The organism is Pseudoalteromonas sp. CuT4-3 (assembly GCF_035666335.1).
In the GTDB taxonomy this organism is placed as follows: domain Bacteria; phylum Pseudomonadota; class Gammaproteobacteria; order Enterobacterales; family Alteromonadaceae; genus Pseudoalteromonas; species Pseudoalteromonas atlantica.
On sequence record NZ_CP142030.1, the window covers coordinates 1,776,136 to 1,789,991 of the forward strand.

At 40.9% G+C, this 13,856-nt stretch carries 9 protein-coding genes and 1 pseudogene; 3 read left to right on the top strand and 7 right to left on the bottom strand.

From position 1 onward, the window contains the following. Nucleotides 1-91: 91 nt before the first annotated feature. Complete coding sequence (locus VOI46_RS08035; RefSeq protein ID WP_004586602.1) at nucleotides 92-1,786, bottom strand: NAD-dependent malic enzyme; 1,695 nt, start codon at nucleotides 1,784-1,786, stop codon at nucleotides 92-94. Nucleotides 1,787-1,928: 142 nt separating this feature from the next. Further along, a complete protein-coding gene (gene ggt, locus VOI46_RS08040) occupies nucleotides 1,929-3,707 on the bottom strand; it encodes a gamma-glutamyltransferase (RefSeq protein ID WP_004586603.1) in 1,779 nt (592 codons plus the stop codon). Between the two features lie 97 nt (nucleotides 3,708-3,804). Between ggt and rrtA the strand changes: the two genes are divergently transcribed. Next, nucleotides 3,805-4,383, top strand: coding sequence for a rhombosortase (gene rrtA, locus VOI46_RS08045; RefSeq protein ID WP_004586604.1), 579 nt, complete (start codon nucleotides 3,805-3,807; stop codon nucleotides 4,381-4,383). A gap of 84 nt (nucleotides 4,384-4,467) precedes the next feature. Here the strand turns inward: rrtA and VOI46_RS08050 are convergent, their stop codons facing one another. The 5 genes from VOI46_RS08050 to VOI46_RS08070 all read right to left on the bottom strand — a co-directional run bounded on the left by VOI46_RS08050 (nucleotide 4,468) and on the right by VOI46_RS08070 (nucleotide 11,732). Next, a complete protein-coding gene (locus VOI46_RS08050) occupies nucleotides 4,468-6,972 on the bottom strand; it encodes a prolyl oligopeptidase family serine peptidase (RefSeq protein ID WP_004586605.1) in 2,505 nt (834 codons plus the stop codon). A 104-nt stretch (nucleotides 6,973-7,076) separates the two neighbouring features. Then, complete coding sequence (locus VOI46_RS08055) at nucleotides 7,077-8,240, bottom strand: endonuclease/exonuclease/phosphatase family protein (RefSeq protein WP_004586606.1); 1,164 nt, start codon at nucleotides 8,238-8,240, stop codon at nucleotides 7,077-7,079. 115 nt (nucleotides 8,241-8,355) lie between these two features. Next, the gene (locus tag VOI46_RS08060) at nucleotides 8,356-9,507 is read right to left on the bottom strand and encodes a 5-(carboxyamino)imidazole ribonucleotide synthase (RefSeq protein WP_004586607.1); all 1,152 of its coding nucleotides are present in this window, start codon (nucleotides 9,505-9,507) and stop codon (nucleotides 8,356-8,358) included. Between the two features lie 2 nt (nucleotides 9,508-9,509). Further along, a complete protein-coding gene (gene purE, locus VOI46_RS08065; protein ID WP_004586608.1) occupies nucleotides 9,510-9,992 on the bottom strand; it encodes a 5-(carboxyamino)imidazole ribonucleotide mutase in 483 nt (160 codons plus the stop codon). A 150-nt stretch (nucleotides 9,993-10,142) separates the two neighbouring features. Next, nucleotides 10,143-11,732, bottom strand: coding sequence for an ABC-F family ATPase (locus VOI46_RS08070; protein WP_083901794.1), 1,590 nt, complete (start codon nucleotides 11,730-11,732; stop codon nucleotides 10,143-10,145). Nucleotides 11,733-12,147: 415 nt separating this feature from the next. On the opposite strand from VOI46_RS08070, the pseudogene VOI46_RS08075 reads away from it, so the two are divergent. Further along, a pseudogene (locus tag VOI46_RS08075) lies at nucleotides 12,148-12,399 on the top strand (porin); the annotation flags it as partial. A 203-nt stretch (nucleotides 12,400-12,602) separates the two neighbouring features. Beyond that, entirely contained in the window at nucleotides 12,603-13,739 is a 1,137-nt protein-coding gene (locus VOI46_RS08080) for an MFS transporter (RefSeq protein ID WP_004586611.1), read from the top strand. The last annotated feature ends 117 nt before the right edge of the window (nucleotides 13,740-13,856 follow it).

Below are 13,856 nucleotides of genomic sequence, written 5' to 3' on the forward strand. Positions count from 1 at the left end.
AACAAGCACAAAAAAACAGGCAATTGCCTGTTTTTTGTAACTAGCTGTAACGCAATGTACAGCCTTATTTACTTTACGTTACTCAGCGTAATTAAATGCTACAACGTTTGTAGTTACGGTATTTAGGTAACCAGTAATTTCTATCAATAGCAGCCCACAGTGCATCGTCGCTAATCTCAAGAGCTACGCCCTCTTCAATTGCCTTTTTAGCCACTGCAAATGCAATACGCTTACTTAATGTTTCAATTTCAGTCAGTGCAGGTAATAAGCTGCCTTTACCGGTGTTTGCACGTGGTGATGACTCAGCAAGCATTTCGCTCGACATGCTCAGCATTGCATCGGTAATGCGTGTTGCTTTTGCTGCAATTACACCTAGGCCAATACCTGGGAAAATATAACTGTTGTTACACTGTGGAATTGGGAACACTTCACCATTAAATTCTACTGGCTCAAATGGGCTACCCGTTGCTACAAGTGCTTTACCTTCAGTCCATTTAATAACATCAGCTGGGTGTGCTTCAACCTGCTTAGATGGATTACTTAATGGGAAAATTATCGGCTGCTCACAGCCTGAGTGCATAGCGCGGATAACTTGCTCGGTAAATAAACCCGGTTGACCCGATACACCAATTAAAATATCAGGTGCTGCACAGTGCATTACATCTAATAATGAAGCGTATTCGCCGCTGTAAGTCCACTCGCTTAATGCAGCTTGTGGTTGCGCTAGTGCTTGTTGGAAATCGCGTAAGCCTTCCATACCTTCAGTGAGTAGGCCAAAACGGTCAACCATAAATACTTGGCTGCGCGCTTGTGCTTCGCTAATACCTTCAAACACCATTTGGCTAATAATTTGCTCAGCTATACCACAACCGGCTGAGCCTGCGCCAACAAATACCACTTTTTGCTCACTAAGGGTTGAGCCTTTAACACGACACGCAGCTAATAAAGAGCCTACAGTTACCGCTGCTGTACCTTGAATGTCATCATTAAAGCTACAAATTTCGTTACGGTAGCGCTTAAGTAAAGGCATAGCGTTTGGCTGAGCAAAATCTTCAAACTGCAGTAATACATTTGGCCAGCGACGTTTAACCGCTTTAATGAATAAGTCTAAAAACTCATCGTATTCATCTTGCGCAATACGCTTATGACGCGCACCCATGTACATAGGGTCATTAAGCAGTTTTTCGTTGTTAGTACCAACATCAAGCATTACAGGTAATGTGTACGCTGGGCTAATACCACCACACGCTGTGTAAAGTGATAATTTACCAATAGGAATACCCATACCACCAATACCCTGATCGCCTAGGCCTAAAATACGTTCGCCATCGGTAACCACAATTACTTTTACTTTGCCTTTGGTGGCGTTACGTAGAATGTCGTCAATTTGATAGCGATCTTCGTACGAAATAAATAAGCCACGCGCACTGCGGTAAATATCTGAGAATTTTTCACAGGCATCACCAACCGTTGGCGTGTAAATAATTGGCATCATTTCTTCAAGATGATCACGCACTAAACGGTAGTAAAGTGTTTCGTTGTTATCTTGAATGGCACGCAAGTAAATATGCTTGTTTAAGTTATCGTTAAAGCTTGAATACTGCTGATAACAACGCTCAACCTGCTCTTCAATTGTTTCAAAACGTGGAGGAAGCAAACCCGCAAGGTTAAAGTTTTCGCGTTCTTTTTTACTAAACGCGCTGCCTTTGTTTAAAAGCGGAGTTTCAATTAGGCCAGGGCCAGAGTAAGGAATATAAAGGTAGTTAGGATCAGTATTAGTTGTCATATTTCCAGGCTTTAACGGAGTCTTAAGTTATGATCTGCCATTATCATTGTAAAAGGTTAAATTGCAATGACAATTAAGCTTGTCAGACCATTGAGAGAAAACACATGCAGGCTTCACTGCCTGCATGGCTATTATACATAAATTAAAATTTGATAGTGGCGTTTTTGTCAGTTAAATCCGACAAAGCAACCCCTTCACGGCGCGGATCGGCACCGCCATACAATTTATTGTTTTTAACTTCTACGGCATGTAAGCCAGAGTTTAAATCAAGTACGCGTACCGCATGGCCGCGTTTAGTTAATTGTGGGGCTATGGCTTCAAGCGCGGTGCCTTTTTCAAGGCTCGTGTAATCGTTACGATTGGTGGTTCTTGGCAGGTTAATCGCCTCTTGTGCCGATAAATTCCAATCCAGTACACCAATAACCACTTGCGCTACGTAATCAATGATACGGCTGCCACCTGGCGAGCCAACCACTAAGCGTAAGCTGCCGTCGTTGTTAAACACCATTACTGGCGACATAGAGCTGCGTGGGCGTTTGCCCGCCTCAACGCGGTTAGCTACTAATTTGCCGTCAATGCGTGGCGAAAGCGCAAAATCGGTTAATTGGTTATTTAAAATAAAGCCATTAACCATCACAGTTGAGCCAAACGCCATTTCAATTGAACTGGTCATTGATACGGCATTACCAAAGCTATCTACAATGGATACATGCGATGTTGATGGCAACTCAAAAGAATCATCTTTTGCGTAGCTTAAATAGCCTACTGGGTTACCAGCTACTGCTTTTGTGTCTTGCTCAGTAATAAGCTTGGCGCGCGATGCAATGTACTTTTTATTTAACAGCTCTTTGGTAGGCACTTGTGTAAAATCTGGGTCGCCCATGTACATATTGCGATCGGCAAATGCTATGCGTGAGGCTTGGCTAAAGTAATGAATTGCCTCTTCGCTATTAGGTTTAAGCGCGCTCATGTCTTTGTGTTCAAGCAAGCCTAAAATTTGTAATACCGCTACACCACCACTGCTCGGTGGTGCCATAGAGCACACATTATAAGCACGGTATTTAATACATACCGCGTCGCGTTGCTTGCTTTTGTAATTAGCCAGGTCTGATTCGCTTAATGTACCCGGTGCAATTTTTGAATTTTGCACTGCGTTTACCATTTGCTTAGCGTTATCGCCTTTATAAAATGCATCAATGCCTTGTTTAGCAATGTCTTTGTATAAATTAGCTAAGGGCTGATTTTTTTTAATCGTACCGGCTTTAATTAATTCGCCATTAGGGTAAAAGTACTCGTTAATCACCGGCATACTCATTACACCTGGGTTTAATTGGCGTGCCAATAAACCGTGTAAACGTGGCGATACCTCAAAGCCCTGCTCGGCAAGTTTAATAGCGGGTTTAAATAACTCGCTCCACGCAAGTTTACCGTATTGTTGATGCGCACTTGCAAAGGCGTGCAAAATACCTGGCACACCCACAGAGCGACCGCCAACAACTGCTTCAATCCACTTAACGGCTTTACCGTGTTTATCTAAAAACAGATTTTCGTCAGCATTTTGTGGCGCGGTTTCACGGCCATCAAAGCTTGTAAGTAGGTTATCGGCTTTGTTGTAGTACATCATAAATGTACCACCACCAATGCCCGATGATTGTGGTTCAACTAAGGTAAGCACTAATTGCGTTGCAATTGCCGCATCTACCGCGCTTCCGCCTTTAGCTAAAATCTGTTGTCCAGCTTGTGAGGCATACGGGTTGGCCGCGGCCACCATGTATTGATCACCAGTTACTAATTGTTTTTGTACAATTGAGGTGGTGGCTTCTGGCTCGCGAATTTCTAATTTTGCAGGTTCTTTTGCTATTGTTGGCAGCGTTACTGCAAACAAACCAATAGTAAATAATGACTTAAGTTTAAAATGCATAAAAATACTAAAAACACTTAATTACGTAGTTGTATTTGGCATCTTAAAGTTAAACGGGCACAATATGCAAAAATTTTGACTAAAAAAACATAATAAAATGCTTAATTTACCGCTACAACCTCGTTATTTACTTCCGCCATTATTTTTGATGCTTTTTAGTATTGTTTTTGCTGCATTTGATTTAAATAATTTACTTGAATTTAACCGAGCGCTCATTGAAAACGGCGAAGTTTGGCGAGTGTTTACCAGTCAATTTGTACATGCTAACTGGGCGCATTTAGGATTAAACGCATTAGGCATATTTTTAATTTGGTTACTGCATGGCGAATACACATCACCTGCGCGTTATGCCTTTAATGTGTGTTTTTTAGCACTGTGGTGTGGGCTCGGCGTATTATGGTTTTGCCCTGCTATATCTATATACACGGGGTTAAGCGCCCTATTGCATGGTGTCATTATTTGGGGAGCGGTGAAAGACATTACCCTGTCACTTAAATCGGGTTATTTATTATTTATAGGTGTGTGGATAAAAATAATAATGGAGCAAGTAAACGGCCCCGATGCCAGTATTGGCCAATTAATTGATTCAACCGTTGCCATTGATGCGCACTTAATTGGCGCGGTGGGCGGCACATTGCTTGGCATACCTTTAGCAATTAAATACTTAAAAAAATAGCGATTAGGCTTTTCAATATTAATAAAACGCCGCGTTAGTTAACGCGGCGTTTTTGTTTTTATACTTTAATTTAAAAATTTAAGATTAAAGTGTTTCTTTAAATAATTTATGAATACGGCGGTATTCATCTAACCAGCTTGACGGCTGTACAAAGCCATGCGGCTCTACCGGGAAGATAGCTGTTTCAAAGTTTTGTTTTTCAAGTTCAATTAATCGCTGTACTAAACGTACTGAGTCTTGAAAAAACACGTTATCGTCAACCATAGGTGCGTTAATTAATAAGCGCTTGTTTAAGCCCTCAGCGTAATAAATTGGCGAGCTGCGCTCATACGCTATGGGATCTACATCTGGGTGATTTAAAATATTAGCCGTGTAAGCGGTGTTGTAATGCGCCCAATCGGTTACTGGACGAAGTGCTGCCCCAGATTGAAATAGCTCAGGGGCAGTAAATAGCGCCATAAAGGTCATAAACCCGCCGTATGAGCCACCGTATGTGCCTACTGCGTTGGTATCAACATTTGCGTTTTGCGCCATCCATTTAACGCCATCTGCTAAATCTTGCGTTTCAGGTGTACCCATTTGACGATAAATCGCAGTACGCCAATCGCGGCCATAACCTTTAGAAGCGCGGTAATCCATATCCATCACTATGTAACCTTCATCGGCAAGTAATGAATGAAACATAAACTCACGAAAATACACAGACCACCCCATGTGTGAGTTTTGTAAATACCCTGCTCCGTGGTTAAAAATAACCGCTTTACGGGTTTTGCCTGTTTCACCTTCTACATAGTCACTTGGGTAATACACCTTGGCATAAATAGGTTGCTCTGTGTGGCTAGATGGCACGGCAACAATTTTAGGTGCGGTGAGCTTTTTAGCTAAAAATTCATCCGACACCGTATGGGTGAGCTGTGTAGCAGTGGTGTTTGCTTTAGCATCGGCAACAAAAAGCTCTGTTGGCATTGTTATTTTAGAGTGCTTAAGCAGTAATTTACTTTCGTCTGGGCTTAACGTGTAGTCGGTCATACCGTTAAGGTCTGTCACTTGCTCATTTTTACCTGTTTGTGGATTAACACGGTAAATTTCGTAAAGACCTGGGTGCTCTACGTTTGCCTTGTAATAAATAGCGCTATTATCATGAGTTAACGTAATGTCCGATACTTCAAACTGGCCACTAGTTAAAGCGGTTGCTTTGCCGTTAAGCGGTTTTTTGTAAAGCTGACTATAGCCCGACTCTTCTGATAAGTAATACAGGGTGTTTGAATTATGTAACCAGCCAAAATTGTTAAACGCGTAAGCTATCCAAGCATCATCATGTAGGCGGTGCTGCGACACAAGCTCGTTTTTATCAAAGTCGATTGTGGCTATCCAGCGGTCTTTGTTATCCCACGCCTCTAGCATAATGGCAACTTGCGTGCCGTCATCGTTCCACACTATGGGGGCTTGGTTTAAACCCCAATTAGTAATTAAGTTAATACCGCGTGGCGCTTTTTTAGATTTATACGTTTTACCATCACGCGCGAAGTTTTCTTTTTTAACCTCGGCTAAAACATCTTCATCAAAGCCCGGTAGCGTATCAAAGCTCAGTGGCGTTTGTGTTTTATCTACAAGGTTAATGTGTATCACCGATGATGTTTGCTCTTTTGCATCAGCCACACGACGGCGCACTTTTTTAGGCTCAATAGTGGCATCATCGGTGATGTAGTTAGGCATAATATCGCCTTTATCACGCCACGATTGCTGCTTTTGCAGCACAACAATTAAAGCATCACCGTTTGGCGATAGTTGCGCCTCTTTAATTACATTGCCATCACCTAAATAAAAAGCGGTGTTAGCAATGGAGCTATTTTGCGCGTTTATTTGCTCATTGCGTGTTTGTGTATCCTGTTTGTTTTTATGTTGCAGCGCCACAAACTCAATCAGTTTATGCTGCTCTTTTGCTATGTAACTAGTTGGCTCTTGTAAGCCTTTTGGCTCATCGGCCAATTTTAAGTTAGCAAGCTCTGTACTTAGCCCTGTTTTTAAATCAACTTTAAAAAACACATTACCTTGGCGGTAAACTAAATCGCCATTGTTTAAAAACTGTGGTTTAGACTCATTAGCTGAGGTGGCTGTTATTTGTTTAAGTTCACCCGTTGTAAGGTTTTTAACAAATACATTGCCTTTAAAGGTATAAGCTTGAAGTGTTCTATCTGATGAATAAACCGCTTTAGAAGCACCTACAGTATGCAGTTTATCAAGTGAAACTTGCATCGCTTTTTTGCTGTTAATTGGCTGGCTATAAATATCGTTTAGGTTACTGCCTTGCTGCTTTTGAGCAAAAATAATGGTGGCTGAATCACTTGCCCAGTACGCATTTTTAGGCTGGTTGCCTATCCAATCAGGATTTGCCATGGCTTGTTCTAGCGTAATATTTTGCGAGCCAGCATCAGCAGGTGTGTTTACAACCGCAGCAACGGGAGTTGCTGGTAAAGCGCTTTGCTGTGATGAAGAGGTATTAGCGGTAGCACTACAACCTGCAAGCATAATGCTAGAGGTTACAGCAAGCGCTACTAATGTTTTTGATGACGATAGGTTAAAAATCATAGTGCTTCTATACGGTTATTATAATTGAGCCGTATTTAAGCAGAAGCACTTGAGTTATTGCAATTTTTTAAGATAAATAACGCATTTTCACGGTAAAGCTGAGTTTACTCTATTAGCAAATCGAGCCACACCAATCGGTGATCGCTCGATGCGTTTCTATCTTTTATTAATCTATATTGCTCGCTGTTTTTAGTGGGCCAAAACACCCCACCATCGTGTATTTTAAACCCATAGGTAGAGGGTAAAACATAATCTACACGCGCCTGCCAGTTAGCGGTAAAGTACTTTGCATATGGCTGCGGGTATTGCTCTTTAGCACCGGCGCTTTGCGGTATAAATTGCGAATTTATAAGTGGGTTATTTAAAATTTGATTAGTGGTTTCAACCCGTGCTTTATCCCCTTCAGGCGCGGCGTTTAAGTCACCTAAAATAACAAACCGAGAGCTTGCTTTTAATCCGCCTTTTTGGCCGTTATCGTCGTAAATATAGGCTTTATTAGCAACATAATCGGCAATTAACCTAACTTCGTCATGATTACGTTTGCCGTTTCTGTCTTCGTCGCCATCAAACACCGGCGGTGTTGGGTGCGAGGCAAGTACATGCACTGTTTTATTGTTAACTACAACAGGTACATCCCAAAACGATTTAGAGCTAAGCCTAAGCGCTTGCCATTCTTGCGTGTTATACCAATTCTCTTTTGTTTTTGGGTCTATTGGCATTTGCGCATTAGGCATATCTTTATATTTAAACGTTTGAAGCGTGCGCAGTTTCTCAAGGTTAATGGGGTATTTAGATAAAATAGCCATTGCGTAATGCCCTTCAAAAAAACCAAAACCTTGCGCATCGCCCATTACAGCGGTTTTTTTACCGTTGTTATCAAGGTCAAACTCAGTAGCAAGGCCTGTATTTACAGGGGCAATAAAACTGTATGGGTAATCAATGGGGTCTTGTTTATTTTGGCTTACATTTAAAAACTGGCGTTTAAAATAATCTATACCTTGCGCTTTTGGTACGTAGTCAAACTCGTTTAATAAAATAATGTCAGGGCGAACACGCTGAATTATTTCGGCTATATTTTTTATTTGCTGGTGGTTTGATTTTAGAGCATTAACTAGCGCATCGGGGTTTACTTGCTCGCCTTTTGGCGTGTGATTAGTTGCATCCATACTCACATTAAAGGTGGCAATACGAAGGCTCTCGCTGGCTGTAGCATTTAAACTAAATGAAGCGGCAATGGCTAATGCGCCATAAAGTATGTTTAGTTTCATTTTTTTACTTCAAAAAATTAAAAAATAGACTTTACCAGTATTACACAATTAATACCTATTTTTATGACAAAAAAATACCGGCTTAAGCCGGTATTTAATTAGTTAATTGCAGCCTTTACTCACTTAGCATAAGTGCAGTAGCAGCTTTTAAAATGCCGGGGTACGCTTGCTCAGGTAAATAATCGGTAAGTTGCCCAAGCTTATCGGCAAGATTATTAATGTTATCTGCAGATACATTAATATGCCCCATTTTACGTCCAGGTTTTGCCGTTTTTCCGTACCAGTGGCTGGTTACATCACTGACTGTTAAAACCTCGGTAGGAATACATCCTTGGCCCAGCACATTAATCATGGCGGTAATATGCTTAAGCTCTGTATTACCTAGCGGTAAACCCGCTACAGCTCGCATGTGGTTTTCGAACTGCGAACAATGGCAGCCTTGCTGTGTCCAGTGCCCTGAGTTATGAACTCGCGGCGCAATTTCGTTAACCAGTAAAGTACCGTTTACATCAAAAAACTCAATGGCAAGTACGCCAACATAATTAAGCTCGTTGGCAATTTTTGTAAATGCACTATGGGCCTGCTGCTCAACCAGCGTGTTATTTTTACCCGCAATCGACAAAGTAAGCACGCCGTTGGTGTGCTCGTTTTCAGTAATTGGGTAAATAGCCACATTACCTTGCTTATCGCGTGCACCAATAATAGAGACTTCACGGTCAAACGGGATCATTTTTTCAGCAATAATGCTGTGGGGCGCATCCTGTGTGCCAGAGGCAATAAAATCAGCCATTTCTGACCAAATTTGCTCTATTTGGTCATCTGATTTTAAACGCCACTGCCCTTTACCATCGTACCCTGCTTGGCACGTTTTAATAACCAGCGGTTTACCTAGGGTTTTAACCGCTAATTCTAAATGCGCTTTTTCTGTGATCAGTTGATACGGTGCACACGCTACGTTTGTTTTATCTAGTAGCGCTTTTTCTAATGCGCGGTCGCCACCGGTTTTAATGGCAGCTTTTCCTGGGTAAAATTTATTACTGTTGCAGCACAGTGTAAGTACATCATCGGGGATATGCTCAAACTCTGCGGTAATCGCATCAGCGTCACTAATTGCCTGCTCAAGTGTGGTTGTGTAAATTTCACCGGTTAGCGGATGCATAATTTTTTGGCTGCCTACATCGTACGCAACCACATTTAAATTAAGGGGGGCGCCTGCTAGGCTCATCATTCGCGCAAGTTGGCCGGCACCTAAAATTAAAATTTTCATTTTTACTCTGCAGGACTAGGGTTAGCTAAGATAGTCTCGGTTTGCTCTTTACGAAATGCTTCAATTTTTGCAAAAATTTCTGGGTTTTGGCACCCTAAAATTTGTGCAGCAAGTAAACCTGCGTTAGCAGCGCCTGGCTCACCAATTGCTAGTGTACCCACGGCTACGCCTTTTGGCATTTGGCAAATAGATAACAATGAATCTACACCGTTTAAGGCTTTAGATTTAACCGGTACACCAAGCACAGGAAGCGATGTAAATGCCGCTGCCATACCCGGTAAATGCGCAGCACCACCGGCGCCAGCAATAATCACTTTTATGCCACGATCTGCTGCTGAATTTGCATAATCTGCAAGGAGTTGAGGAGTGCGGTGCGCAGAGACCACTTTTGTTTCGTACTCAATACCAAATTTTTCGAGCATGAGCGCTGCGTGTTCCATGGTTGGCCAATCTGATTTAGAACCCATAATAATGCCAACAGTCATAAATACTCCTCAGTAATGTATTTTAAAAATAGCGGACTTATGTCCGGTTTTAGGCGGGTATTATACCCAAACCAAGTTTAATTGCGACTCACAAAAACAAAAAAAGCCACGTTTAAACATGGCTTTTAAAGGGTTGCAGTTACAAAGTGCTTATACTTCTTTGCTTGCTAGGTATTCGCTGTAGTTGCCTCTAAAGTCAATCACCTGGCCGTCTTTTATCTCCCAAATGCGGGTGGCAACCGATGATACAAACTGGCGATCGTGCGATACAAACAATAATGTGCCTTCGTACGCTTCTAATGCAAGGTTTAACGCCTCGATAGACTCCATATCCATGTGGTTTGTTGGCTCATCCATTAACAGTATGTTTGGTTTATGCATCATAATTTTACCAAATAACATACGGCCTTGTTCACCACCTGAAATAACCTTTACAGACTTTTTAATATCGTTTTGCGAAAACAACATGCGTCCTAAAAAGCCACGAACCACTTGCTCGTCGTCGCCTTCTTGTTGCCATTGCTCCATCCACTCAAACAAGTTCATGTCTTTTTCAAACTCGTCAGCATGATCTTGCGCGTAGTAACCAATATTGGCATTTTCAGACCACTTAAACTCGCCCGACTTAGGTGCTAAACGCCCAGCAAGAGTATTAAGTAAGGTTGTTTTACCTACACCGTTTTCACCGATAATAGCAATGCGCTCGCCTACTTCTACTAAGCCTTCTAAATTTGAAAATAGCGTATTGTCTTCAAAACCTTGGCTTAGGTTAGTCATTTCTAATGCATTACGGAATAGCTGTTTTTCTTGCTCAAAGCGAATAAACGGAGATTGGCGAGAAGAGGCTTTTACTTCTTCTAGCTGAATTTTATCAATACGTTTTGCACGCGACGTTGCTTGTTTTGCCTTTGACGCGTTTGCAGAAAAGCGCGATACAAACTGTTGTAGTTCGGCAATTTGGCTTTTCTTTTTCGCGTTTTCACTTAATAGGCGCTCACGTGCTTGTGTTGCTGCAAACATGTACTCATCGTAGTTACCTGGGTAAATACGAAGTTCGCCGTAATCAATATCAGCCATGTGCGTACATACTGAGTTTAAAAAGTGACGGTCATGCGAGATGATGATCATGGTGCAGTCGCGTTGATTAAGCACATCTTCTAACCATTTAATGGTGTAAATGTCCAAGTTATTGGTTGGCTCATCTAGTAGCATAATATCAGGGTCAGAAAACAGTACTTGCGCAAGTAACACTCGTAGTTTAAAACCGGGTGCTATTTCAGACATAGGGCCGTAATGCTGCTCTGTCGAAATACCTACCCCTAATAAAAGCTCACCCGCTTTAGACTCAGCTGAATAGCCGTCCATTTCGGCAAACTCAGTTTCTAAATCGGCTACTTTCATGCCGTCTTCTTCACTCATCTCTGGTAATGAGTAAATGCGATCGCGCTCTTGTTTAATATCCCATAATTCTTTATGGCCCATGATTACAGTATCAATTACAGAGTATTCTTCGTAAGCAAACTGGTCTTGGTTTAGTTTAGCTACACGTTCATTTGGATCTGTACTTACGTTACCTGCAGAGGGCTCTAGTTCGCCACTTAGGATTTTCATAAATGTAGATTTACCACATCCATTTGCACCAATTAAACCGTAACGGTTTCCTTCGCCAAACTTTGCAGATATGTTTTCAAATAACGGTTTAGCACCAAATTGCATGGTGATGTTAGCTGTACTAATAATAGCGCTACCCTCCAAGGGGACATGATGTATTTAAATTGCGCGCAGTTTAAACTAAATACTGCTTTTTTTCTATGAAAGTTTAAGGTTGAAAGCGTATGAACTATGCCCTATTCCACTCATTAAAGGCGTAAATTAATGCCTAACAAATAGTGCCTAAAAACGTGATTAAGCCAGTGAATGCTTATTCAACTAAAAAAATGTGCTTAGCTAAAAATAATAGCGCGATTTGTGTGCCATATCAGGGTTTAAATTTTAATTAAAAAACCCGTTTAACTTAATAAGTCGATTGTTTATCGCAAAGCATTTTAAAAAACAGATAACTGGGTATATATTTATGATATAAAATGCTTTTTAGAGTTTTTGCACTAGCGTTTTATTTTTATCCAACATGAAAAAAACTCAATTTAAAACCCACTTGGCTTATAACATTTTAGATGCCGGTGACGATTACGTTATTCAACCTAACTTTAATACCGTTCCTAATGATGTATTCAAACGTCAATTTGCTGTGATTGGTGTTCATTACTTAATTGACGAAAACACCATTGCCTACGTTGAAGCCCGTAAAGATGTTAGCGACTTTGAAAGTGAAGACAAAGACCAGCAATCGCAAATGGAAGCCTCAGAAGACGACGGGATTGCATTTGGTTTTAGATACAAGTTTTAATTTCCCACCATAACAACACACAAAGCCCAGCTATATGCTGGGCTTTTTTAATTTAAACGTTAAATGATGAAAAAAATTAAATGTTTGAATGCGTTAACAATCGCTATTATTTGTTATAACACTTTATAAAAGCTGTGTGCGCTGCGTATTAATAATGCCTGTAAACATGCTTACAAATTCACCCGAAAATTAATGGAGAGAAAATGAGTTCACTCAAAACCGCCGGTAATTTTACTCTACTATGTATTGCCAGCTTAACCATAATGGTTGGCACCCTATTAGCGCCGGGTTTAGTTACCATTGCTGATGGCCTAGGCATACAAAGCAACAGCGTATTATTAATTACTTTACCTTCTTTAGGTGCGGTGGTATTTGCCCCCCTAGCCGGAAGGTTAATAGACAAGTACGGCGCATACCCTTTACTTATAATAGGTTTATTTTTATACGGATTAGTGGGTGCATGTGCTTACGTTTTACATGGCCCAACCTTAGTATTTATTAATCGTTTTGCATTAGGTGGTATTACAGCAATAGTGATGGCAAGTTGCACCGTATTAATTTCAACGTGGTACAGCGGCGAAGCCCGACTGAATATGATTGCCAAACAAGGCATGGCGATAGAGCTAGGTGGCGTTATATTTTTATTTTTAGGCGGTGTTTTAGCGTCAATGTATTGGGGATTACCCCTTGCTTTGTATTTAATTGCTTGGGTATTTTTAGCTATGTTGCTCATGTTTGTACCCCGGAAGCAGCAATTGAACGCCCAAAACACAGAGCAAACTCAACAAATAAAAAAGAGCAATTCAAACGCATTAACGCTTAAAGGGGTGTATATAGTATCAACCCTAGCTATGACCATATTTTTTACCTCAACCGTGCTTTTACCTATTACCTTGCACGCACTAAATTTTAATGAATCAGAAATAGGCCAACTATTGGCTTTTATATCGTTAATTGCGGTATTTACAGCGGGATTTATGCCTAAAGCAACTAAACGCCTTAGTGAAAAAAGTGTATTAGCAATCGCATTTTTTGCCTTTGGTTTATCATACCTTTGCTTTATGCAATCAAGTACATTGATATTAGTATTAGGCGCGCTATTAATTGGTATTGGCTTTGGTTTTAGCATTCCTCTTTTAAACCACATGACCGTAGAGCTAAGCCCAGAAAATGTTCGCGGACGTAACTTATCGTATTTTACAATGGCTGTGTTCTCCGGTCAGTTTTTTACCTCGTTTATGGAGTACATACCTGGGGGTGAACATAACGTATTTATAATATGCAGTATTTTAAGCGCCGTTGTAGCTATCGCCCTTCTTGTTAAACCTAAAGCGCACTAAGTAGCAATCAATAACCGGTAAAATTATTAAATTAAGTAGCCAATTATCCCCTATTTATTGGCTACTTTTATTCTCCTTCACTCTTTGGCTAAGTTAGGCATTTAATAACAACTTAGT